23 protein-coding genes are annotated in these 20,478 nt (G+C 65.7%); 12 read left to right on the top strand and 11 right to left on the bottom strand.

Going from position 1 to position 20,478, the window contains the following annotated elements:
* Window positions 1–139: 139 nt before the first annotated feature.
* The 6 genes from LJE63_14755 to LJE63_14780 all read right to left on the bottom strand — a co-directional run bounded on the left by LJE63_14755 (window position 140) and on the right by LJE63_14780 (window position 6,210).
* Window positions 140–1,213 (bottom strand): 3-oxoacyl-ACP synthase, encoded by a 1,074-nt coding sequence (locus tag LJE63_14755; protein MCG6907866.1) that lies wholly within the window; start codon window positions 1,211–1,213, stop codon window positions 140–142.
* On the bottom strand, window positions 1,210–1,923 hold the full coding sequence (locus tag LJE63_14760) for a methyltransferase type 12 (GenBank protein MCG6907867.1): 714 nt from the start codon (window positions 1,921–1,923) through the stop codon (window positions 1,210–1,212). Before LJE63_14760 ends, LJE63_14755 begins: the two co-directional genes overlap by 4 nt.
* Window positions 1,901–3,112, bottom strand: a complete 1,212-nt coding sequence (locus LJE63_14765) for a U32 family peptidase (GenBank protein MCG6907868.1) — start codon at window positions 3,110–3,112, stop codon at window positions 1,901–1,903. The genes LJE63_14760 and LJE63_14765 overlap by 23 nt, the downstream gene beginning before the upstream one ends.
* A complete protein-coding gene (locus LJE63_14770; protein MCG6907869.1) occupies window positions 3,109–3,474 on the bottom strand; it encodes a DUF6504 family protein in 366 nt (121 codons plus the stop codon). The genes LJE63_14765 and LJE63_14770 overlap by 4 nt, the downstream gene beginning before the upstream one ends.
* Window positions 3,475–3,488: 14 nt before the next feature.
* Window positions 3,489–4,892 carry a nicotinate phosphoribosyltransferase gene (locus LJE63_14775; protein MCG6907870.1) on the bottom strand — a complete coding sequence of 468 codons (1,404 nt, stop codon included), beginning with the start codon at window positions 4,890–4,892 and terminating at the stop codon, window positions 3,489–3,491.
* A gap of 91 nt (window positions 4,893–4,983) precedes the next feature.
* On the bottom strand, window positions 4,984–6,210 hold the full coding sequence (locus LJE63_14780; protein ID MCG6907871.1) for a hypothetical protein: 1,227 nt from the start codon (window positions 6,208–6,210) through the stop codon (window positions 4,984–4,986).
* Between the two features lie 54 nt (window positions 6,211–6,264).
* Here LJE63_14780 and LJE63_14785 point away from each other — a divergent pair, with 54 nt between their 5' ends.
* Entirely contained in the window at window positions 6,265–6,648 is a 384-nt protein-coding gene (locus LJE63_14785; GenBank protein ID MCG6907872.1) for a hypothetical protein, read from the top strand.
* A 38-nt stretch (window positions 6,649–6,686) separates the two neighbouring features.
* Here the strand turns inward: LJE63_14785 and LJE63_14790 are convergent, their stop codons facing one another.
* Window positions 6,687–6,998: a hypothetical protein gene (locus LJE63_14790; protein MCG6907873.1), complete on the bottom strand. Its 312-nt coding sequence runs from the start codon at window positions 6,996–6,998 to the stop codon at window positions 6,687–6,689.
* 341 nt (window positions 6,999–7,339) lie between these two features.
* Here LJE63_14790 and LJE63_14795 point away from each other — a divergent pair, with 341 nt between their 5' ends.
* The 6 genes from LJE63_14795 to LJE63_14820 are packed head-to-tail and all read left to right on the top strand — an operon-like array spanning window position 7,340 to window position 12,221.
* Window positions 7,340–8,146, top strand: coding sequence for a DUF4198 domain-containing protein (locus LJE63_14795; protein ID MCG6907874.1), 807 nt, complete (start codon window positions 7,340–7,342; stop codon window positions 8,144–8,146).
* Between the two features lie 23 nt (window positions 8,147–8,169).
* Window positions 8,170–8,502 (top strand): carboxypeptidase-like regulatory domain-containing protein, encoded by a 333-nt coding sequence (locus tag LJE63_14800; protein MCG6907875.1) that lies wholly within the window; start codon window positions 8,170–8,172, stop codon window positions 8,500–8,502.
* Window positions 8,499–8,849: a hypothetical protein gene (locus LJE63_14805; GenBank protein ID MCG6907876.1), complete on the top strand. Its 351-nt coding sequence runs from the start codon at window positions 8,499–8,501 to the stop codon at window positions 8,847–8,849. Before LJE63_14800 ends, LJE63_14805 begins: the two co-directional genes overlap by 4 nt.
* 2 nt (window positions 8,850–8,851) lie before the next feature.
* Window positions 8,852–9,481 carry a cobalt transporter CbiM gene (gene cbiM / locus LJE63_14810; protein MCG6907877.1) on the top strand — a complete coding sequence of 210 codons (630 nt, stop codon included), beginning with the start codon at window positions 8,852–8,854 and terminating at the stop codon, window positions 9,479–9,481.
* On the top strand, window positions 9,474–10,394 hold the full coding sequence (cbiQ, locus tag LJE63_14815) for a cobalt ECF transporter T component CbiQ (GenBank protein MCG6907878.1): 921 nt from the start codon (window positions 9,474–9,476) through the stop codon (window positions 10,392–10,394). The genes cbiM and cbiQ overlap by 8 nt, the downstream gene beginning before the upstream one ends.
* Before the next feature lie 9 nt (window positions 10,395–10,403).
* Window positions 10,404–12,221 carry an ATP-binding cassette domain-containing protein gene (locus tag LJE63_14820; protein ID MCG6907879.1) on the top strand — a complete coding sequence of 606 codons (1,818 nt, stop codon included), beginning with the start codon at window positions 10,404–10,406 and terminating at the stop codon, window positions 12,219–12,221.
* 73 nt (window positions 12,222–12,294) lie between these two features.
* Here the strand turns inward: LJE63_14820 and LJE63_14825 are convergent, their stop codons facing one another.
* The 4 genes from LJE63_14825 to LJE63_14840 all read right to left on the bottom strand — a co-directional run bounded on the left by LJE63_14825 (window position 12,295) and on the right by LJE63_14840 (window position 15,856).
* Window positions 12,295–12,546 (bottom strand): hypothetical protein, encoded by a 252-nt coding sequence (locus LJE63_14825; protein ID MCG6907880.1) that lies wholly within the window; start codon window positions 12,544–12,546, stop codon window positions 12,295–12,297.
* Window positions 12,546–13,892, bottom strand: a complete 1,347-nt coding sequence (locus LJE63_14830) for a hypothetical protein (protein ID MCG6907881.1) — start codon at window positions 13,890–13,892, stop codon at window positions 12,546–12,548. Before LJE63_14830 ends, LJE63_14825 begins: the two co-directional genes overlap by 1 nt.
* A 148-nt stretch (window positions 13,893–14,040) precedes the next feature.
* Window positions 14,041–14,673 carry a flavin reductase family protein gene (locus LJE63_14835; protein MCG6907882.1) on the bottom strand — a complete coding sequence of 211 codons (633 nt, stop codon included), beginning with the start codon at window positions 14,671–14,673 and terminating at the stop codon, window positions 14,041–14,043.
* A gap of 79 nt (window positions 14,674–14,752) precedes the next feature.
* On the bottom strand, window positions 14,753–15,856 hold the full coding sequence (locus tag LJE63_14840; protein MCG6907883.1) for an AI-2E family transporter: 1,104 nt from the start codon (window positions 15,854–15,856) through the stop codon (window positions 14,753–14,755).
* Between the two features lie 324 nt (window positions 15,857–16,180).
* Here LJE63_14840 and hoxE point away from each other — a divergent pair, with 324 nt between their 5' ends.
* The 5 genes from hoxE to LJE63_14865 all read left to right on the top strand — a co-directional run.
* The gene (gene hoxE, locus LJE63_14845; GenBank protein MCG6907884.1) at window positions 16,181–16,702 is read left to right on the top strand and encodes a bidirectional hydrogenase complex protein HoxE; all 522 of its coding nucleotides are present in this window, start codon (window positions 16,181–16,183) and stop codon (window positions 16,700–16,702) included.
* Window positions 16,699–18,330, top strand: coding sequence for an SLBB domain-containing protein (locus LJE63_14850; GenBank protein ID MCG6907885.1), 1,632 nt, complete (start codon window positions 16,699–16,701; stop codon window positions 18,328–18,330). The genes hoxE and LJE63_14850 overlap by 4 nt, the downstream gene beginning before the upstream one ends.
* Before the next feature lie 13 nt (window positions 18,331–18,343).
* Window positions 18,344–19,108 (top strand): bidirectional hydrogenase complex protein HoxU, encoded by a 765-nt coding sequence (gene hoxU, locus LJE63_14855; GenBank protein ID MCG6907886.1) that lies wholly within the window; start codon window positions 18,344–18,346, stop codon window positions 19,106–19,108.
* Between the two features lie 81 nt (window positions 19,109–19,189).
* Window positions 19,190–19,723, top strand: coding sequence for an NADP oxidoreductase (locus LJE63_14860; protein MCG6907887.1), 534 nt, complete (start codon window positions 19,190–19,192; stop codon window positions 19,721–19,723).
* A gap of 17 nt (window positions 19,724–19,740) precedes the next feature.
* Window positions 19,741–20,478, top strand: a 738-nt coding sequence (locus LJE63_14865) for a nickel-dependent hydrogenase large subunit (protein ID MCG6907888.1), incomplete at its 3' end; no start/stop codon positions are given.

The raw sequence follows: 20,478 nt of genomic DNA on the forward strand, positions 1-20,478 counted from the left end.
CCCCGCGGCGCCGATCCCCCCATTTCCTTAGAGGTTCAAGCTTCGGCGTACAAATCTCAGCGGCGTGAGGCGTACTCAGGTGCGCCGCAGCGACTTCGAGATGCAGCGCAACGCGTAATTTGGGCTTTTTGCGGAACCGTCAAAAAACGACCAGGGCACCGAAGGCCGCAAAGCCGGCCCCGAAGGAGAGCAGCAGGCCCGGCTCGCCGGGTTTGGGGCGCCCCTGGTCGATGATCTTTTTCAAAACGAACATCACGGTCGGCGAAGACATGTTGCCGTAATCGCGAAATACCTCATGGGAAAAGCGCAGGGCCTCATCATTCAGGCCCAGCTTTTTGCCCACCTGCTTGAGCACCGCCGTCCCGCCGGCGTGTACCGCCCACCAGGCGATCCGGTCCGGCGAGAGGCCGTTTCGCGTCAGCAGCCGCTCGACCACGTGCATGATGGTCATGGCCCCCAGGACCGGGACCCGGGGGCTGAGCACGTTGCGCAGCCGCCCCTGCTCGGTCCGGTAGCGGAGCTGCTCGCGATGGGCGGGGAAGATCCCGGACTCGAAGTCCAGGATCTGGACCAGCCCGTCACCTGCGGGCCGGGCGTCGCCATCATGGCCGTCGCCGCTTACAAGAGCCGCCGAGGCCCCGTCACCGAAAATGCAGTTGCTGACGATCAGATCGGGCTCGGCGCCGAGGAAAATCGTGGCCGAACAGACTTCGACGGCGATGCTCAGAATGGGTTTGGCGGCGCCCCGGGCCACGATTCCCGCCGCGCATTCGAGATTGGGAAGCGCGGCGCCGCAGCCCATGCCCATCAGGTCCATGACTTTGACCCCGGGATCGAGCCCGAGGTCCTCGGCAACGTAGGACGACAGGCCGGGGCAGAGGTATCCGGTGCAGGTGTTGACCACCACCCCGCCGATATCGGCGGGGGCGCAGCCCGCTTGGGCCATGGCCGCGCGGGCGGCGACGACGGCCATCAGCCGCCCGAATTTGCCGAAACGCGCCACCAGCCGGTCCGGATCGGTTTCCAGGGCCTCCTCCGGACGGTCCATGCCGATATAGCGCCCCCGAACGGGGCCGTCAAGCAGGATGCGCCGGAAGAGTTCACGCTCCTCGGGCGCCAGGGCGAGATGCGCGTCAAAGAAAGCGAAGGCTTCCCGCTGGGTGACATATAGCGGCGGACTGGCGGTGGCCAGCGCCTGGATGAGAATCCTCATGAGACTGCCCCGGGGAAGCGGACCACCGCCCGAACGCGAAAAAGCGGCGCACGGCTCACGCTCACGGCGGCATCCTCTATCCCCGTCAGCAAGTTCTCAAGCTCCGCCTCCCGAAACCCCTTGCGGATCGAAATCAGCGCGTCATGCCCGACCCGGGCGGGAAAAGCCGGCAGCAGCAGCCGGCAGGCGGCATAGTGGGCAAGAGAGCGCCGGAGGTCGTTGATCAGGAGACTGCGCCGAACGAAGGCGCGCAACCGGTGGATGAGGGTTATGATCTCATGCTCCGCAAAATGGTGGAAAAACATCGAGCCCACCGCGCAGTCGTAAGGCGCCGCAGGCCGGTGGGAGAAAATATCGCCGCGGACCAGGGTGATCGGCAAATCGGAATTGGCGCGCAGGTTGCGCCGCGCGATGGCCGCGGCGTGGGTGCCATTTTCAATGCAGGTGAAGTGGACCACTATCCCGCGGTCCCGCGCCCAGGCGCTTGCGGCGATGGGGATGTCGCAGCCCCCCGAGCCCAGGTCCAGAACCCGCAGGCGCTCGCCGCGCGGACTGCGCGCCGCCTCCTGGGCAATGAAGCGCCGCACCGCGCGAACGCCGCCGAACCAGCGGTTCACCAGCGCGATGAAACGAAAGCTCTCTTCGGCCAGCTCGCGGTCAAAGCCCGCCCCGTCCATCCACTCCGCTTCAGCTGCACGCTCTTTTAACACCCCACAAGCTCCCGTTTAGCATCGCGGTTTCAATCCGGTCGAACTGCACTAGAGCCCGCCGCCTGAAGTCTTCATCCACAACAACGGCCCGCTGCGCGATTTCTTCGCAGTAGCGGCAGCGGTTGCATTCGCGTACGGCGCAGTCGCGGTCCCTGAAGCCCGCGATAAAATCCGCCGGGATCCGCGCCGCATCGATCCGAATCGGGCTTTGGCCAAGGGGGAAGAGCATCCCCTGGCTTTGCACCAAACGGTGCAACTCTTTGATTTTGAGCGGATTGATCTGCAGCGGCCTCAGAAAATGACGAGCGGCCCAGAAAACCCCCCGCCGCGGTGTCTCCTTGAACCCGTAAGGCAGCAGGATCTCGGCCAGATTGCCCTGAAAACTGCGCCGGCTGTAAGCCTTCACCCGCTTGAGAAGCTCCCCGGAGGGGATGTTGCGCTCCAGCAGCTTGAAGGTCCCAATCCCCAACGCCTCGTAGGCCGCGATATCCTCCGGCCGGATCCAGGCCGCCTTGATGAACAGGGAGGGGTCTTCGAGCCTCTGGCGCGTGCAGCGCAGGAAACAGTAGTCGATGAAGAGCCGCCGCGAGCGGTCCGACCCGTGGGCAAAGCCGTTCTGGTGGTAGGCCTGCATCGGGCAGTTGGGAAGACAGGGGTGGTTGGCAATGAGCTGCAGCTCGCAGCCCACGGCCTCCCGGATAGCGGTCAGACGGCGGAAATCGCGGTTGATCGAAAAACTCTCGAGGGTGATCGCGTCGGCCCCCAGGTCCTCCCAAAACCGCGCCCGCCGAGGGGTATCCACCTGGGCGTAGATCCCCACCTTGACGTAAAACTCCGGGAAGCGCGCCTTGATCGCCTCCAGCAGAAATGGCGTGGACACGGTCAGCCGCTTCACCCCCATCTGCCCGAGGCTTTCCAGCAGTTCCGTCAATTTTTTCTGGAAACCCCGTCCCCATTCACGATTGCCCATGCACGAGGCATTGAGCAGGTAGTTGAAGGCGATCCCGCTTTCGGCCAGCAGCGCGACGTAGCGCGCCAGATCGCGTGGCGAGAGCGATCCCCCCATATAGCTCGGCCTGCCGCCGCCCGCGAAGTCGCTGGGAAGCTTGCCGAAGACCTCTTCCACCGGATAGGCTTTCAGCTCCGCAATCAGGGCGCTGTCGTAGTTGGCCGCCAGGGATAGCTTCATCGGGACGGGCCTCCTGCAGGCCCTTGGTTTGGCGCCGTGCCGGTCTGCCCCCCGCGGATGCTGAACAGCCACCAGCGCGCGCCTTTCCGCCGGCCGCGCGGCTGTCTTTGGAAGTAGAGCTTCATGATGCCGTCCGAAACCGTGGCCACCTCGTACCAGTGCCTCCGGACGTAGCGCTCGGGGCTGCCGTGGCGGCATGGGCCGGTTTGACGCCAGGTGCGCAGCACGGCCGCCACGGTGACGGTCCGGCCCCGCCAGCGAAACTGGCGCGGCAGGCCGGAGGCCCCGACGGCCATGGCGGCGGTGTCGGCCGTCGCGGTCAGCGGCGCGACGGCCTCGCTGACCAGGCGTTCGATCGCCATTTCCTGGGATTTTCTCACTTTCTGTGCTGCGCGATCAAGCGATCCCTGAGGGCCTTGAGCTCGCCGCTGAGACCGACTTTGTAGATGTGGGGGTTTTCGAAGCGTTTGTATTCCGCGGGCAGCCGGTCCAGCCGCTCCCGGCAGTAGCGGGCCGTCTGGGAGAGGGAGGGCGGATCGCGGACGATCCGGCCCCGATCCATCACCATCTGCAGCAGCGGCTCGGTCTCATATCCCGCAATGGCGAAGGATTGATGGGGAACAAAGGGATGGTGCATCCGGGGAATCTCGCCTTCATCCAGAAGCCCGACGACATCCGCCCCCAGAAACAGCCCGTCACGGTCAATCACACGCCAGACCTGCTTTTTGGCCGGCAGGGTGATCTTGGAGACGTTCTCCGAAAGTTTGATCACCGGCCGGTCACCGACCGCGGCCATCTTGTAAACCCCATCAAGCGCCGCATCGGGCCGGCCGATGACCAGGTTGGTGCCGACGCCGAAGACGTCGATGGGCGCCCCCTGTGACATCAGGCTTCGGATGACGTACTCATCGAGTTGGTTGGAGGCCGCGATTTTGACCACCTGCAGACCCGCGGCGTCCAGCATGGCGCGGCTCCGTTTTGCCAGATAGGCCAGGTCCCCGCTGTCCAAGCGGATGGCTTTAAGGCGCTGTCCTTTTTTTTCCATCTCCCGGGCCACGGTGATGGCATTGGGCACGCCGCTTTGCAGGGTGTCGTAAGTGTCCACCAGCAGCACGCAGTCATTGGGGCGCGCGGCGGCGAAGCTGCGAAAGGCCGCCAGCTCGCTTTCGTGGCTCTGCACATAGGAATGGGCCATGGTGCCGGAGGGCTGCAGGTTGAAATCCCGGGCCGCGCGGGCGTTGCTGGTGGCGTCGAACCCGCCGACCACCGCCGCGCGGCTGGCGTGGTAGCCGCCCAGGCCCTGGGCACGGCGCAGTCCGAAATCGATCAGCACGCCGTCCTTGGCCACATGACGGATGCGACTGGCCTTGGTGGCGATCAGCGATTGAAAATTGAGGATGTTGAGCAGCAGGGTCTCGATGATCTGGGTCTCGATCAGCAGTCCCTCGACTCTCAGCATCGGGCGCGTCGGAAAGGCCAGATCGCCCTCGGGGGGCGCGTAGAGTGTCCCCCTGAAACGGAAATCTTTCAGATACGCCAGATAGTCGGGGTGGAATTCCTGGGCCCGCAGAAAGTCCAGGTCCTTCCGGTCGAAGCGCAAATTCTCCAGTACCGCCAGCAAATCCGGCAACCCGGCGAAAACCGTATAGCCGCCTCCGAACGGGTTTTTGCGGAAAAAATAGTCGAAAACCGCGTACTCCGCCTGGCGGCCGGCCAGAAAATAGCCCTGCCCCATGGCGATTTCGTACTGGTCGGTGTATGTGGCCGTGATATCGAGCATGAGCGTTTTCCCGGGCCTCAAGTCGGTCCTGCAATGGGTTTGTTGACGGCGTCCGGCCCGTGCCGGCGGCGGCGCTGGTGCACCTTGCGATTTACTCCTGATCCGGTTTGAGTGAAAAGAATTTCTGAAAACGGTCATTGAGTTTTTCAGGGTTTGAAAGCACCGTTCCTGGCGCCAGCTCGGGTTTCTCGGGCAAAACAGCGTCAACCGGGAGTGGCGCCCGACGGACGATGTCGTCGATGAGGGTCAGGATAAAGGCCCTGACGACAGGGTTGAAGATATCGTTGTGGCCCGTCATGATGGACGCATCGGTCTTGATGAAATAAAGCGGGTAATGGTCGGGCAGCGGGCCGAAAGTCGGGTGGCCTGAAAGGGTCGTACGGCCCCTGGGAACACACCCATCGGGCGCCTGGCCGCAGGTTTGAAGGTTCAGGCTCGGTTGACCGTCCACGTCGCTGCGGGTCAGGCGGTGGGTCAGGTAGGGGGCGAAGTTGCCCACCGTCGTGGTGTCCAGGTGCTCTTCCTTGAGAACCAGATGTTCCCCACTCAGGCGATCCGTGTAGTAGGTGCGCTCCAGGTCAAGCTGGTGCCAGGTGAGCAGCAAGTCGAGGGACTGGCCCATGGGAAAGCTGTTGTGGGTGGCCCAATCGGCATCGGTGCTGATGGAAATCAGCATCGGGTTCTGGTTTGCCTTGTAGCTTTCCGATAGCGCCGCTTCCACCAGGTTGAGCACCCGGTTGGCCTCGATGGCCGGGTTGAGCAGAATTACGGCATCCCCGATGGGCACCCTCGCGTGGCCCCGGGGATCCCGGCCGATGGCCCGCTCGGTCAATATCTCCGACACGGCGCTGGCGACGATCGCACCGCCGAAACTGTGGCCGACCACCACCAGCACGTTTTGCGGCCGCTTTTGATCGATTTGATCCAATTCCAGCAGCAGCTTGGTAACCCCTCCGGTGCCCACCTCCTCGGCGACGCTCTTGCGATCCCAAAAGGTGAGGTTCTCGACTATCGGCAGATTGAGGCTCGCCCCCCGCCACCCGATGTAGACCCCGACCAAACGCCTGTTTCCCAGGGTTGAGGCCCCCTTTCCAATGACGGTCAGCGCTTTTTTGAAATCGATGAGGTTGGGGTCGGTTTCAGCGGCGTTGTGCTTCCAGCCATGAACGAAGGTAACCACCACCACGCCCCCTTCACGGTCGCGCGCGCGGATTCTGTCAAGGACATCCTCAACCCACTGGTTGTTGAAGGCATTGCCCCGCTCGGTGAACTCGGCGAAGGCCAAATCGTAGTCGGGGTGCTCCTGAAAGTAACTCAAACCACATTCTGACCCCGACGGTTCAGCGCAGTTTTCGAGCTTCCACGCGAGGGTATGGTAGGGATTTTTGGTGGCGCACCCGGCAACGGTGAAAACGATCAGCAACAGAAGGCTTTGGATGGGACGCGATGGGCGTGTCGTCATTGCGATGCCTCCTTTTGGATGGGGTCGATCGACTGGCGAACTGGGCCTTCAGTGAAGGCCGAACCCGGGCGGTTTTCTGGTGTTCTCGGCGAAAAAAGAAATTACCGGTTGGGTACAGATGAAAGAAAACGCCATGACCCAACTTCAGATGAGATCCAAGCGACGGCAAGATCTGGGCGATGGAAAAACTTCAGCGGCAAAAATAAAAAAATTCTGAAATATTTTTACGGGTTTTGCAAGTTTTTTTTGGCCGCTTCTTCGCCGGCTCTCCCAACACTTTCGATGCCCACTTGACACGAGACCAGAGGCGCTTATGATTTTTTAAAACCGGGTCACGAAGGCCCCCATTGTCCTAACGGATTAGGAACCGCAAAAGGAGGATCACCATGGAAGGCAAACACGAGCACAAGCATCTGCATGGTCATGAACACACCCACACTCACAGCCATGAGCATTCCCACGAGGGCAAGACCCACAGCCACGAGCATTCCCATACCCATGCCCACGAGCATGTTCATGAGCACATGCACCCCCACACCCACAGTAACGCACCCCACGTGCACGACCATGACCACACCGGTGATCATGGGGACCATGACCACGACCATCCCGGACACGAGGCCGAAAAGCACGATCACACCCACTGAACCTGACTCCAGAGGTTCGGGTCCGGTAACTTGAGAAAGCCCCGCAGCGTGACGGCCGGTGCTTGAGCGCCGGTCGTCACCTGGGCCCCGGACGAAACCGTTAGCCAGCGCCGCAACAAAACGATTGACAGCCAACACCCGAAAGGTTAATAGGGTGGCCTAACCGACGGACCGAATTCCGTTTTGCACCGACCGACCTAATATTTCATATACCAACCAAGAGCCATGAAGGCGACCATCCCCCAAGCGGCAGCGCGAAGGGCGGCCATTCTTCATGGCTTTTTTTGACCGCCGCAACCGGATGCCGCTTGTAAACCATTTTGACAAAGGAGAGTCAGATGCAGAAGAGTCAATCGTTGGTTGCAGTCGTTGCGGCGGCCCTGTTGATGCTCACGGCCGCTCCGGTTCTGGCCCATTTCGGCGCCCTGATCCCCTCCAGCGCCATCGTTACCCAGGATGACCCCAAGACGGTGACCATCGAGGTCAAGTTCATCCATCCACTTGAGCAGCACTTCATGGAAATGGTCAAGCCAAAGCAGTTCGCCGTGATGCACGCCGAGCAGAAGACCGATCTTCTGGCCAGCTTGAAAGAGGCCAAGGGAAACGGCCCCGACCAGGCCGAGAAATTCACTTTCTGGACCGCCGACTTCCCGATCAAACGGCCGGGGGATTATACCTTCTTTGTCGAGCCGACCCCCTACTGGGAGCCAGCCGAGGACCTTTACATCGTCCACTACACCAAGGTCTGCGTTAACGCCCTGGGTCTTGAGGAAGGCTGGGACCAGCCGGTCGGACTGGAGACCGAGATCGTTCCCATGACCCGCCCCTACGGCCTGTGGACTAACAACCTCTTCACCGGTCAGGTGCTCCTCAAGGGCAAACCCGCCCCCTTTGCCGAGGTGGAGATCGAGTATCTCAATGCCTCCCCCGGCAACACCGGGGTGGTAGTGCCGCCGGCGGACCCTTACGTGACCCAGGTGGTCAAGGCCGATGCCAACGGGGTCTTCAGCTACGCCATGCCCCGGGCCGGCTGGTGGGGGTTTTCAGCCCTGAGCGAAGCCGATTGGACCATCGACCACGAGGGACAAAAGAAGAACGTCGAGATCGGCGCGGTCTACTGGGTGCACACCCGGGATATGAAATGATCTTTTGGAATGAGGACTGCGCGATGAAAATTCCGAAAACGCTGGCCGTTTGCATCCTGGTGTCGCTCCTGCTGGGCGGCACCGCATCGGCCCACAAGGTCAATCTCTTCGCCTATGCCGAGGCGGGCACGGTCCATACCGAGAGCTATTTTCCGGACGGACGGCCGGTTGCCGACGGCAAGGTGATGGTCTATGACAGCGGCGAGGCCCTGCTGCTGGAGGGACGGACGGACCCGGAGGGCCTGTTCAGCTTCCCCATTCCCAAGGTCGATGACCTGAACATCGTCCTGGACGCCAGCATGGGACACAAGGCCAGCTTCACGCTTAAAAAAGCCGAGGTGGAGGCCGGCAAATGACCGGGTGCAAGGCTGCGCCTTCCCGCGGCAGGAAATTCCTCGCCGCGGTGCTGGTCTCTGCCTGTCTGGTGTTTGCGGCCGGACCGGCTTTAGGAGAAACCCCTGACGAGCAGGACCCGGCGCAGTTGGCCGCGCTCCTGGCCGAGCAGAACAGCAGCCTGGCGCGCGAGCTGCGGCGCATCCAGCGGGAAATCGCCGCCCTGCGGGCCGATCTCGGCAAGCCGGGCCTCCAGGAGATTCTCGGCGGCATCGGCTACATCTTCGGCCTCTTCGGGACCGCCGCCTTTGTGGCCAGCCGGCGCCGGGACCGCAGCCCGAACGGCCCCCAAGACAGCGGCGGAAACTGACCATGCACATCTCCGATGGGGTTCTCCCGATTTCCGTGACAGTCGGCGGCTATGCCGCCAGCGCCGCCCTGGCCGCCTGGAGCGCCCGCCGCACCCGCAGCGAAGAGCTGCCCAAGGTGGCGGTGGTGACGGCGGCCTTCTTCGTGGCCTCCCTGATTCACGTCCCCTTCGGGCCCACCAGCGTCCACCTGCTCATCCCGGGCCTGGCCGGCGCCCTGCTCGGGCCGTCGGCCTTCCTTGCCATCGGTCTCGGCCTGCTCTTGCAAAGCATGCTCTTTCAGTTCGGCGGGCTGACCGCCCTGGGTGCCAACACCCTGATGATGGGGGTGCCCGCCCTGCTCTGCGGGGTTTTCTTCCAGCGGTTCAAGGGCCGCAGCCGGCGGCGGCAGTCGATCATCGGCGGGCTTGCCGGCGCTTTGGGGACCGCCCTGGCCGCCCTGGTCCTGGCCCTGCTCCTGGCCACCGGCGGCGAGGACTTTTTCGGGGTGGCCAAGATCGCCCTGGCGGCCCACGTGCCGGTGGTGGTCATCGAGGGGCTGGTCAGCGCCTTTACCATCGGCTTCCTGGCCAGGGTCAAACCGGCGCTGTTGGAGCCGGCTTTCGTCGAGACCCGGAAAGCGGTTCATGCCTGAAGTGACGGAGGTCGTCCTGGCCGCCTGGCAGTTTACCGCACTGCTGCTGGCTCCGTTGGCCATCCTGGCGGCGGCGGCCGCCGGCCTGCGCCGTCTGGTGCGCCCGCGCGGGGCCCAGACCGAGGACCCGGACTGGTCGGTCCCCCCCCTGGCCGACGCTGGGGGCGCAACCCTCTTCCACCGCTGGGACATCCGCTGCAAGCTCCTGACCCTGATCGTGTACAGCTTTATCGTGGCGTCCCTCGGCCGTGTGGCCCCGGCCCTGGCCGCCGTGGCGGTCTCGCTGCTGGCCCTGGTGCTGGCGCGCGCATCCTGGGAGCGTGTATTGATGCGCCTTCTGGCCATCAGCGGATTTGTGGCCATGCTGCTGGTGGTCATGCCCCTGACCGCCCCGGCCCGCCCCGGCGACACGGTCCTGGTGGTCGGCGGAGTGGACTGGATCGGCTTCAACCTGCGCGGCCTCGCCAAGGCCCTCGCCATCGTCGCCAAGGCCGTGGCCATCGCGCTTTTGATGGAGCCGCTGCTGACAACGGCCCCCCTGCCGGTCACCCTCCACGGGCTGACGAAGCTGGGGGCGCCGGACATGGTCGGCCAGATGGTGCTGCTCAGCCACCGCTACCTGCACGTCTTCCGCCACGAGGCCGAGCGCATGGCCGCCGGCATGCGGGTACGCGGCTTCCGCAAACGGACCGACCTGGAGACCCTGCGGGCTGTGGCCAATTTTCTGGGGATGCTTTTCGTGCGAAGCTTCGAGCGGACCGAACGGGTCTTCGACGCCATGCGCGCCCGGGGCTACCGGGGGCGCTTCCCGGCCCCGGCCGAGCTGCGGATGCAAAAGGCCGATCTCGCGCTGGCATTCGCCTGGCTGGCGATCGGTGCGGTTCTGGTGGCCTATGACCGGCTGGGCGGATGAGGCCTCGCCATGACCCATGACCCATTACCGGAGCTGCAGCGGCCGGCGCCCGAGCAGACCCTCTTCAGCCTGCGGGGCCTCGCCTACCGTTACGCCGACGGCACCCCGGCCCTGACGGGCATCGATCTCGACGTATATCCGGGGGACCGGATGGCCCTGGTGGGCCACAACGGCTCCGGCAAGACGACCCTGGTCAAGCAGCTCTGCGGACTTCTGACACCTTCGGCCGGGGAGGTCTTCTACCGCGGGCGGCCGCTCGACGGGGAACATCTCGACCGGGCCCGGCTGGAGATCGGCCTGCTCTTTCAGGACCCCGACGACCAGCTATTCGGCCACACCCTGATCGACGACGCGGCCTTCGGGCCCCGCAACCAGGGGTTGGCGCGAACCCCTGCGGAGGCGGCCGCGCGCCTGGCACTAGAACGGGTCGGGTTGGCGCAGCTGGCCTACAAGGCCCCCCACAACCTCAGCTTCGGCCAGAAAAAGCGCGCGGCCCTGGCCGGGCTGCTGGCCATGCGGCCCGAGGTCTTGATCCTGGACGAGCCCACCACCAACCTCGACCCCCGCCAGGAGGAGATCTTCCTCGACCTGCTGCGGAAATTTGCGGGGACCCTGATCTGCATCAGCCACGACCTGATCTTTCTCTACGAGCTCTGCGAGCGGGCCGTAGTGATCGAGCGCGGCCGCATCCACCACGACTACAGCCTGCGGGAGCTCGTCTCCCAGCGGGACTCGCTGCGCGCGCACGGACTGGACTTCTCATTCAGGCTGGCCGCGGAGGCGCCGCTGCCTTTGGATCCCGGCCAAGCCAAACCGGTCCGCCGGCCGTCCGCCGAACCCTCCGGAAACCCCGCGGACCCGCCCCTGGTTTCCCTGGGGGATTATCGCTACCGTTATCCCGACGGCACCCGGGCCCTGGCGGGCGTCGATCTCGATATCCATCGCGGGGAGCGTCTGGCCATCGTCGGCGAGAACGGGGCCGGCAAGACCACCCTGCTCGCCTGCCTGCTGGGCCTGCGCCCGGGCGAGGGGGCCTTCCACTTCGCCGGCGAGCCGGTGACCGCGGGGCGCCGCAAATCCCTCTGGCGCCGGGTGGGCATGGTCTTCCAGGACTGCGCCGACCAGCTCTTCTGCCCGAGCGTTGCCGAGGAGGTCGCCTTCGGCCTCAAGCGCCTGGGGTGTTCGGCGGCCGAGACCCGCGAGCGGACCGCCGCCGCCCTGGCCCGGGTGCGCCTCTCGGGGTTCGAGGCGCGGGTCCCGCTGCACCTTTCCGGCGGCGAACGCAAACGCCTGGCCCTGGCCTGCGTGCTCGCCATGGCGCCCGAGCTTCTGATCCTGGACGAGCCCACCGCAGGCTTGGACCCCGCGGGGGAGGAACTGTTGCTGGACATCTTGGCCGGCCTTGACGCAACCCTGCTCCTGGTCAGCCACGACATGTTTTTCGTGGGGGAGTTGACCCGCCGGACCCTGGTCATGCACCAGGGCAGGATCGCCTGCGATCTCCCCACCCGGGAATTCATGCGCGACGAGGCCCTCGGCAACCTCAACGGCCTCGCCTTCATCTACCGCCGGGACTGCGGCACCGCCATCCGGGAGCTGCAGCACGAGCACGAGCACAGCCACCCCCACCGGCACCGCCACGCCCACCCCCACCGCCACGGCGAAACCCTGCACGCCCATCCCCATGAGCATGTCCACGAGCACCCGCACCGCTTCGCCCACCGGCACCCCGGCGGCGACGCGGTCCATGAGCACCCTCCCGAGCGCTGCCACGAGCACGACCACCCGGGGCACGCGGCCGAACCCCACGATCACGAACACGAGTGACCCGGCGGCGGAAAATCCCCTCAGGCCGCCATCACCAAGCCCTTTGAGGGCCTCCATGACCGCCGGCTGTGGGTCATTCCGTCTGCCGGGGAGCGTCCGGACTTTCGGGTGGCGGGCCTTCAGGCTGACTGGGGGCGGCAGCTGCGGGCACCTGGATCTCGATGGCGCCCGCAGCACCGGTAAAAACGCCCTGGGTCGGGCCCTCCTCGCGGTGGTTGCGCGGCTCGAAAGGCTGGAACCCGGCGCAGCCCGCCAGGAGAGCCAAGGCCGTGGCACCCGCCAGCAGCCGGCGCCGGGCCCCGCCGGTTTTTGTGAAGGCCGCCATCAGAACTTGACCCTGGCGCCGAGGGTGCCGGCATGGATGTCCTCGACGCCCGGCCCGGCGTCGCGATCCAGTGAAAAAAGACGGTACTGCAGGTAGAGTTCGGTGCCGAACGGCTCGATCAGCTGCACCACCGCAGCACCGATGGAATAGCCTTCGTCGTCTTCGGCCGTGGTGTTGAAGGAGCGGGTATAGTCGACCCCGAAAGCCGTGGTGCCCAGTTCCCAGAGATCCGCGATCCAGCCGAGCTTGGCGTAGAGGTTGAGGGGGTCGTCGCGGTCGTCGCGGTCCAGCAGGCCGGAGGAAAGGGTCAGGTTGAGGCCCGTATCCTCGTGCAGCATTGAGAACGAGCCGTTGTAGCGCAGGTCGGTGTTGTCCTGGTTGGGGTCGGAGACGGCCGCCGCAGCGGCCGCTTTGAAGCCATACCCCTGCCCGCCCCAGAAGAGGGCCGCATCCGCGCGCTGATTGCTCACCACCGAGCCGGCCAGGCTGAACCCATAGAAGCTCGGCGTGTCGTAGCGCAGCCGGGACTGGCGGCTCAGGCCGTCCTGGTCGTTGAAGGCGTCCGAGACCTCGATGCCGGTCAAATTCTTGCCGCCGCGGGTGCGGAACTGCAGCCCGGCGACGATGTCCGAGACGCTCGAGTACAGGACCACGTCGGTGCGCGAAAGATCCACCTGGGAGGTGTTGTTGGAGGCCGTGTCGCCCTTGCCCAGGGAGAGCTTGCCGTAGGTCTTGCTGGCCAGGGAGACCTCGGCCCAGCGCCCCTGGACATAGTTCTCGTCGCCGCCCTCGTTGCCCTGGGTGACGGTGGAGGATTCGTTCGGGGCGAAGGCAAACTCGAGCCGCGAGCCCAGGGTGAGGTCATCGTTCAGCTTGGCCGTGCCGACCAGGCGGGCGCGGCTATTGCTGACGTCGTTGTCGACGTAATACGCTTTGAGGTTGTCGCCGTCGTCGACCATGTTGACGGCGCGGTTCACCTGACCGGAGATGGCCAGCTTGACCCGCTCCTGGCCCGACGTGACGGGCGCCGTCGGCGCCGCCTGCTGGGCGGTTGCCGCGGCCTGCTGAGCTGCCGATTGGGCTTGGGCGGCCTGGGTCTTGGCCTCCGTGGTCTGATCGCTCAAGGCGTTGACCTGCTGCTGCAGGGCGTTGAGCATCTCGGCCTGGGATTTGAGTTCCTGGGACTGCCGCTGGAGCAGTTCCTGCTGCTGCTGGATGGTCTCCTGAAGTTGCTTCAACGTCTGGCTGTCGACGACGACCGTTTGAGCCCCGGCCACAGCGGCGGCGATGGTCAGCCACACCGTCAACATTCCCCCGGCCCAACAAAAAACGTTCTTTCTGAGCATGTTGGAAGCCCTCCTCCGAAGATCTGATTTACGTTGCATGAAAATGGCACTCAAAGTCACTCCGGTCTGCCTGAGCCATGATCGCCGCGCTTCACTGCGGCCGGAGCGATCGGTGGCCGCTGCCGGGCCGGTATCTCCAAGGCCCGGTCTATACCCTGTGCCGGCGCCGGCGGACCGAGAACCCGAACCGGCCCAGGCTGCGGCCCAGCGCGAAATACTCCCCGTGCCCGAAGGCCAGCAGCCCGGCGCGGTCCAGGCAAAGGCGCCCCTTGCCGTCCAGCAGCGCCGGGTCCACCTGCACGGCGAGCACCTCGGCGAGAAAAAGCGTGTGCGACCCCAGGGCCAGCGCCTCACGCACCCGGCACTCGATGTTCAGCGGGCACTCCCGCACCACGGGGCAGCGCACCTTGAGGGCCGCATCCGCGGTCAGGCCGGTGGCAGAGAACTTGTCCACACTGCGCCCGGAGACCATCCCGCACCAGTCGACGGTCTGCACCTGGCGCGCCGATGGCAGGTTGACCACGAACTCGCCGGTCGCCCGGATGACCCTGTGGGAATGGCGCTCGGGGCGGACCGCGATGGAGAGCATCACCGGGTCGCTGCAGACGCTGCCGGTCCAGGCGATGGTGATGAGATTGGCCTGCCAGCCATCCAACCCGCCGCAGCTCACCAGAACCGCCGGAATGGGCGCCAGCAGATTGCCCGGCTTCCAGGCCTGCTTCGGGGTGGAACCGGGGGCGGCCTTGGGGCCGCGGCGGCGCTCAATCTTTAGTGGCGGCATGCCTCCGGGGGGCCCGCGCCGGTCTGGCTTCGCGCGGCCGGCCGGTGCCCCCCGCCCCCCGCGGGTCTTTTTGCGGGTCTCAGCCATCCGCTGGGGAGGCTTCCACAGCCGCCCCGTCTGGCGGCGCCGCGACGGGGGCGGCCGTTTCCCGGATCGCCGGACCCAGCAAAATGGCCAGGGGGCGGGTGTGGGGGCTCGCGTCCAGGGCGATGATCACCGCCATGGTGAGCGGAACGGCCAGGAACATGCCGACGACGCCGAACAGCCAGCCCCAGAAGAGCAGGGCCACGAACACCACCAGGCTAGAGATGCCGAGCCCCTTGCCCATGATCCGGGGCTCCAGGACGCTGCCGATGCCGGTGTTGATCACCAGGAAGCCGACCGCGACCAGCAGCGTCGTTTGCAGGTCCGTCTGCACCAGCGCGATCAGGACCGGCGGAATCATCATCACGATGTTGCCGACCACCGGCACGAAGTTCAGAAAGAAGGCCAGCACGCTCCAGAGCACGACGAAGTCGATGCCGAGGGCATACAGCCAGAACCAGACGCAAAACGCGGTCGCCAGGCTGGTCAGGCTCTTGATCAGCATGTAGCGTTTGATCACGTCCCCGAGCCGCTTGAGACGTTCGTCGCCGGCCTCGGTCAGATGAAAGGCGGCCCGCAGCTTGGCGGGCACGGTGCCCGCTTCCAGCAGGATGAAGACCACGGCGAGCAAGACCAGGAGGCCGGTGGCGAAGAAGCCGCCGGCGTTGGAGAGCAGAAAACGTATGCCGACGACCACTTTGCCCGGGTCGAGTAGCTCGGGAATGGCCTGGCGCGAGCCCTCGGCGCCCAGGGCCTCCATCCAGCGGCCGAATTGTTCGCCGAGCAGCAGGAAGCGCTCCTGATAGGTGGGCAGGCGCTCTCGGAAACCCTCCAGCGCACCGGTGGTCAGCAGCGCCAACAGACTGCCGATATCCACCAGCACGAAGGTGATCACGCCCAGGGCGGCCCACTTGGGCATCCCGAGCCGCCGCATCCAGTGCAAGGCCGGGGTGGCGACGATCGCGATGAAAACCGCCAGCAGCAGGGGGGCGAGAAACGGCGCGGCCATCCGCGCCACGAACAACACCAGGGCGAGCGCCCCGGCGACGATCAGGCCGCGGGCGGGGGGGGTCAAACCGGCGAAGTGGTCCGTCAACATTTCGTAAACCTCCTCTAACCGTATTCTAGAGAATGCAGTTGGCCGATCCCGATAGATTTTCTAATGGTCACAGCGGTGGGCATCTGTAAAGCACTTTTTATATCAACCCCACCATTGACGCACCTTACCGAACACTCGGCCGGCCCGATTTCCAGGGCCGAACAAACGGCCGTTGACAATACTTGGCATTTAAGCGTAATTTAATTTTAGATTTGTTAAATGCCCCCCCAGGCGGGGGAATTCATGCCGGTCTTCCCCCACCTGGCGGCACCTGCGCTCGCCCGCTGCATGCGTTTCGGCGCGCACCCGGAGGAGGAACCGCCCATGGCCCCCCTCACAGCTAGCGCCCCAGGGTATCAGACCCCACCCTCCCCCCCTGACGAAGACCCCCGCTGGAAAAAGGTGATCCGCACCATGCGCCTGAACGGCTTCAGCGCCACGGCGCTGATCGAAACCCTGCACACGGTTCAGGAAAGCTTCGGTTACCTCGAGCCCCAGGCGCTTAGATTCGTTGCCCGTTCCCTGCGGGTGCCCCTCAGCCGGGTTTACGCGGTGGCGACCTTCTATCACGTCTTCACCCTGAAACCCCCGGGCCGGCATACCTGCGTGGTCTGCCTTGGAACGGCCTGCTTTATCGGCGGCGCGAACACCATTTTAGACGGCATCCGAGACGCCCTGACCATCGCCCCGGGCGAAACCACCGCCGACGGCAACGTCTCGCTGCTCACCGCCCGCTGTCTGGGCGCCTGCGGCCTGGCGCCGGCGGCGGTTTTCGACGGCGCGGTGCAGGGCAACCTCACGCTGCCGGCGGTTCTTGAAAAAATAAGGGGGTGGACCGAGCCATGATGCTGGACGAAATCAACGAGATCGCGCAGCGCCAGCGGGAAAAGGAGACCGGCTTCCGGCACCGGATCAACGTCTGCATCGCCGCCGGCTGCCTGTCCAGCCGCAGCGACGACATTGTCGCGGCGTTCGAGGAGGAAATCGCCCGCCGCGGCCTTGAAAAGAGCTGCCGGGTGAAGGGTGTCGGGTGCCTGGGCCTGTGCGCCGGCGGGCCCCTGGTGGCCGTCGAGCCGGCGGGGATTCTCTACCGCGGGGTCGCCGCAGACGACGTCGGGGAAATCGTGGATGCGCTCCCCGGCAGCCCCCTGGCGCGCCTGCACTGCCCCCGGGAGACGCCCTTTTTCCAGCGCCAGCAAAAAATCGTGCTGGAAAACTGCGGCTGGATCGACCCCACCGCCATCGAGGACTACATCGCCGCCGACGGCTATCAGGCGATGCACACCGCTCTGACCCGCATGACGCCGGAGGAGGTCACCCGCGAGGTGTCCCGCAGCGGCTTGCGCGGCCGCGGCGGGGCGGGGTACCCCACCGGGCTCAAGTGGTCGACCGTCGCCAAGGCCGAAAGCGCCACCAAATTCGTGGTCTGCAACGCCGACGAAGGCGACCCCGGCGCCTTCATGGACCGCAGCGTCCTGGAGAGCGACCCGCACCGCGTAATCGAGGGCATGGTCATCGCCGGCTGGGCGGTGGGCGCCAGCCGGGGCTTCATCTACCTGCGGGCCGAATACCCGCTGGCCGTCAAGCGGGTCAAAGCGGCCATAGCAGCGGCCGAGCGCAGCGGGCTGCTGGGCGGCAGCCTCTTTCACACCCCCTTCGGCTTCGACATCAAGGTCCGCCTGGGTGCCGGGGCCTTTGTCTGCGGTGAGGAGACCGCTCTCATCGCCTCCATCGAAGGGCGCCTGGGCCGCCCGCGGCCACGCCCGCCCTACCCCGCCGAGCACGGCCTGTGGGGCGCCCCGACGCTCATCAACAACGTCGAGACCTTCGCCAACATCCCCCCAATCCTGCGCAACGGCAGCGGCTGGTTTGCCGGCATCGGGACCGAAAAGAGCAAGGGCACCAAGGTCTTCGCCCTGGCCGGGCGGGTCAGGAACACCGGGCTGATCGAAGTCCCGATGGGGACCACCCTGCGGGACATCGTCTACGCCATCGGCGGCGGCATCCGGGAAGACCGGACCTTCAAGGCGGCCCAGACCGGCGGGCCCTCCGGGGGGTGCATTCCCGAAGAGCACCTGGACCTGCCCATCGACTACGACTCCCTGGTCGAGGTCGGTTCCATCATGGGCTCGGGGGGCATGATCATCATGGACGAGACCGCCTGCATGGTGGACGTGGCCAAATTCTTCATGGGCTTCTGCTGCGCCGAGTCCTGCGGCGCCTGCGTCCCCTGCCGCGTGGGGACCACCCAGCTCCACCGGCTGCTGGAGCGGATCACCGCGGGCCACGGCACGGCGGGGGACCTGGCCAGAATCGAGGACCTCTGCGACCTGGTCCAGAACACCAGCCTCTGCGGGCTCGGCCAGACCGCCCCCAACCCGGTGGTGAGCACGCTGCGCTATTTTCGGGACGAATACGAGGCCCACATCCAGGAAGGCCGCTGCCCGGCCGGCGCCTGCAAGCTCGGTCAGTGAAAGGAGCACCGTGATGGCCCACCCACCATTCGACCCGCGGCACGCGGCACACCCCACAGGCAGCCGCCCGGCGCCCATCCTGACTCTCAAGATCGACGGCCAGGATGTCGGCGCCCGCAGCGGTGACACGATCCTCACGGTCGCCCGCGAAAACGACATCCACATCCCCACCCTGTGCCACCTGGAAGGCCTCTCGACCCTGGGCGCCTGCCGTCTGTGCCTGGTGGAGGTGGCCGGCGCCAACCGGCTGCTGCCGGCCTGCGTCACCGCCGTGCGCGAGGGCATGGCGGTGACAACGCGCTCCGAGCGCCTGCAGACCTACCGCCGCAAGCTGCTGGAGCTTTTTTTCAGCGAGCGCAACCATGTCTGCGCCGTCTGCGTTTCAAACGGCCACTGCGAGCTGCAGGATCTGGCCGACACCCTCGGGATGACCCACGTGCGCTACGACTATCTCTACCCGCCGGCAGCGATCGACGCCTCCCACCCCCGGTTTTCGGTGGACCACAACCGCTGCATCCTCTGCCTGCGGTGCCTGCGCGCCTGCGAGGAGATCGAGGGGGCCCACACCTGGGACGTGATGGGACGCGGCATCGACTGCCGCGTGATCACCGACCTGAACCAGCCCTGGGGGGAGTCGGAGAGCTGCACCGGGTGCGGCAAATGCGTCCAGGTCTGCCCCACCGGGGCGCTCACCGAAAAGGGCCGGGCCGTGGCAGAAATGGTCAAAAACAAGGAATTCCTGCCCTACCTGCGGATCATGCGCCGGCGCACGTTCTGACACGGCCGGCCGACCTCGGGCCTCGCGGGCCGGGGGCGGCGGCCGCGGGGCGACCCGGGGCGGCGGGGATAGGAGGGTCTGATGGGCAAAATCCGACTGGCCACCACCTGGCTGGACGGCTGTTCCGGCTGCCACATGTCGTTTCTGGACCTGGACGAGGAGGTGCTCGCGATCCTGGACCGGGTCGAGCTGGTTTATGGGCCGCTGGTGGACGCCAAGCAGATCCCGCCGGGAATCGACGTGGCCCTGGTGGAAGGGGCGGTGAGCACCGCGGCTGACCGGGAAAAAATCCTGCTGCTGCGCGAGCGCGCCGCCGTTCTGGTGGCCCTGGGGGACTGCGCCGTGACCGGCAACGTACCGGCCATGCGAAACCGCTTCAGCCCAAAGGAGGTGCTGGCGCGCGCCTACATCGAAAATGCGACCACCCATGCGCAGGTGCCCGGCACGGACGTGCCGCGGCTTTTGGCGCCGGTCCGGCCGCTGCATGAACTGGTGGCGGTGGACGTTTTCGTCCCGGGCTGCCCGCCACCGGCCGCGGCCATCGGCTTTGCCCTGGGGGAGCTGCTGGCCGGCCGCGTTCCCGACCTGGCCGGGCGCTCGCGCTTCGGGGCTTGAAAACGGAGGGGGTTGTCATGGGACGGCGGATTGAAATCGAACCGGTCACCCGCATCGAGGGCCACGGCACCATCACCGTCCAGCTGGACAATCAGGGCCGGGTCGACGACGCCCGCTTTCACGTCACCCAGTTCAGGGGGTTTGAAAAGTTCTGCGAGGGCCGGCCCTACTACGAGATGCCCGCGCTGGTGGAGCGGATCTGCGGCATCTGCCCCGTCAGCCATTCCCTGGCTTCGGCCAGGGCCTGCGACGCCATCCTGGGGGTGCGCGTGCCGCAGACGGCCCAAAAGCTCCGCCGCGTGCTCAACTGCGCGGCGTTCATCGCCTCCCACGCCCTGAGCTTCTTTTACCTCTCGGCGCCGGACCTGCTGCTGGGGATGGATGCCGACCCGGCCCGACGCAACCTGCCGGGGCTGGCGGCCGCCAACCCGGCGGTGGTCAAAAACGGGATCGCCCTGCGCAGGACGGGCCAGGGCATCATCGAAGCCTTCGCCGGCAAACGCATCCACCCTGCCTGGGTCGTGCCGGGGGGGGTGAATGCCGGCCTAACGGCCGAAAAGCGGGATAAAATCCAGGCCGATCTGCCCGCCGCCAGGGCCATCGTTTTGGACTCGCTGACGGATTTCAAGAGGCGTATCGCCGGCTTCCAGGATGAGATCGCATCCTTTGCCAACTTCCCCTCCCTCTTCGTGGGACTGGTGAATGCCGAGGGCGACCTCTCTTTGAGCGACGGCACCCTGCGGTTCGTCGACGCC

It is taken from the genome of Desulfobacteraceae bacterium (assembly GCA_022340425.1).
Lineage (GTDB): Bacteria > Desulfobacterota > Desulfobacteria > Desulfobacterales > JAABRJ01 > JAABRJ01.

What these genes read in the sequence shown, in the direction of transcription:
- LJE63_14755 (MCG6907866.1), bottom strand. Translation starts at nt 1,213, where the DNA reads ATGAGGATTCTCATCCAGGCGCTGGCCACCGCCAGTCCGCCGCTATAT.
- LJE63_14765 (MCG6907868.1), bottom strand. Translation starts at nt 3,112, where the DNA reads ATGAAGCTATCCCTGGCGGCCAACTACGACAGCGCCCTGATTGCGGAG.
- LJE63_14770 (MCG6907869.1), bottom strand. Translation starts at nt 3,474, where the DNA reads ATGGCGATCGAACGCCTGGTCAGCGAGGCCGTCGCGCCGCTGACCGCG.
- LJE63_14775 (MCG6907870.1), bottom strand. Translation starts at nt 4,892, where the DNA reads ATGCTCGATATCACGGCCACATACACCGACCAGTACGAAATCGCCATG.
- LJE63_14785 (MCG6907872.1), top strand. Translation starts at nt 6,265, where the DNA reads ATGGTAGGGATTTTTGGTGGCGCACCCGGCAACGGTGAAAACGATCAG.
- LJE63_14795 (MCG6907874.1), top strand. Translation starts at nt 7,340, where the DNA reads ATGCAGAAGAGTCAATCGTTGGTTGCAGTCGTTGCGGCGGCCCTGTTG.
- LJE63_14800 (MCG6907875.1), top strand. Translation starts at nt 8,170, where the DNA reads ATGAAAATTCCGAAAACGCTGGCCGTTTGCATCCTGGTGTCGCTCCTG.
- LJE63_14805 (MCG6907876.1), top strand. Translation starts at nt 8,499, where the DNA reads ATGACCGGGTGCAAGGCTGCGCCTTCCCGCGGCAGGAAATTCCTCGCC.
- cbiM (MCG6907877.1), top strand. Translation starts at nt 8,852, where the DNA reads ATGCACATCTCCGATGGGGTTCTCCCGATTTCCGTGACAGTCGGCGGC.
- cbiQ (MCG6907878.1), top strand. Translation starts at nt 9,474, where the DNA reads ATGCCTGAAGTGACGGAGGTCGTCCTGGCCGCCTGGCAGTTTACCGCA.
- LJE63_14820 (MCG6907879.1), top strand. Translation starts at nt 10,404, where the DNA reads ATGACCCATGACCCATTACCGGAGCTGCAGCGGCCGGCGCCCGAGCAG.
- LJE63_14825 (MCG6907880.1), bottom strand. Translation starts at nt 12,546, where the DNA reads ATGGCGGCCTTCACAAAAACCGGCGGGGCCCGGCGCCGGCTGCTGGCG.
- LJE63_14830 (MCG6907881.1), bottom strand. Translation starts at nt 13,892, where the DNA reads ATGCTCAGAAAGAACGTTTTTTGTTGGGCCGGGGGAATGTTGACGGTG.
- LJE63_14835 (MCG6907882.1), bottom strand. Translation starts at nt 14,673, where the DNA reads ATGCCGCCACTAAAGATTGAGCGCCGCCGCGGCCCCAAGGCCGCCCCC.
- LJE63_14840 (MCG6907883.1), bottom strand. Translation starts at nt 15,856, where the DNA reads ATGTTGACGGACCACTTCGCCGGTTTGACCCCCCCCGCCCGCGGCCTG.
- hoxE (MCG6907884.1), top strand. Translation starts at nt 16,181, where the DNA reads ATGGCCCCCCTCACAGCTAGCGCCCCAGGGTATCAGACCCCACCCTCC.
- LJE63_14850 (MCG6907885.1), top strand. Translation starts at nt 16,699, where the DNA reads ATGATGCTGGACGAAATCAACGAGATCGCGCAGCGCCAGCGGGAAAAG.
- hoxU (MCG6907886.1), top strand. Translation starts at nt 18,344, where the DNA reads ATGGCCCACCCACCATTCGACCCGCGGCACGCGGCACACCCCACAGGC.
- LJE63_14860 (MCG6907887.1), top strand. Translation starts at nt 19,190, where the DNA reads ATGGGCAAAATCCGACTGGCCACCACCTGGCTGGACGGCTGTTCCGGC.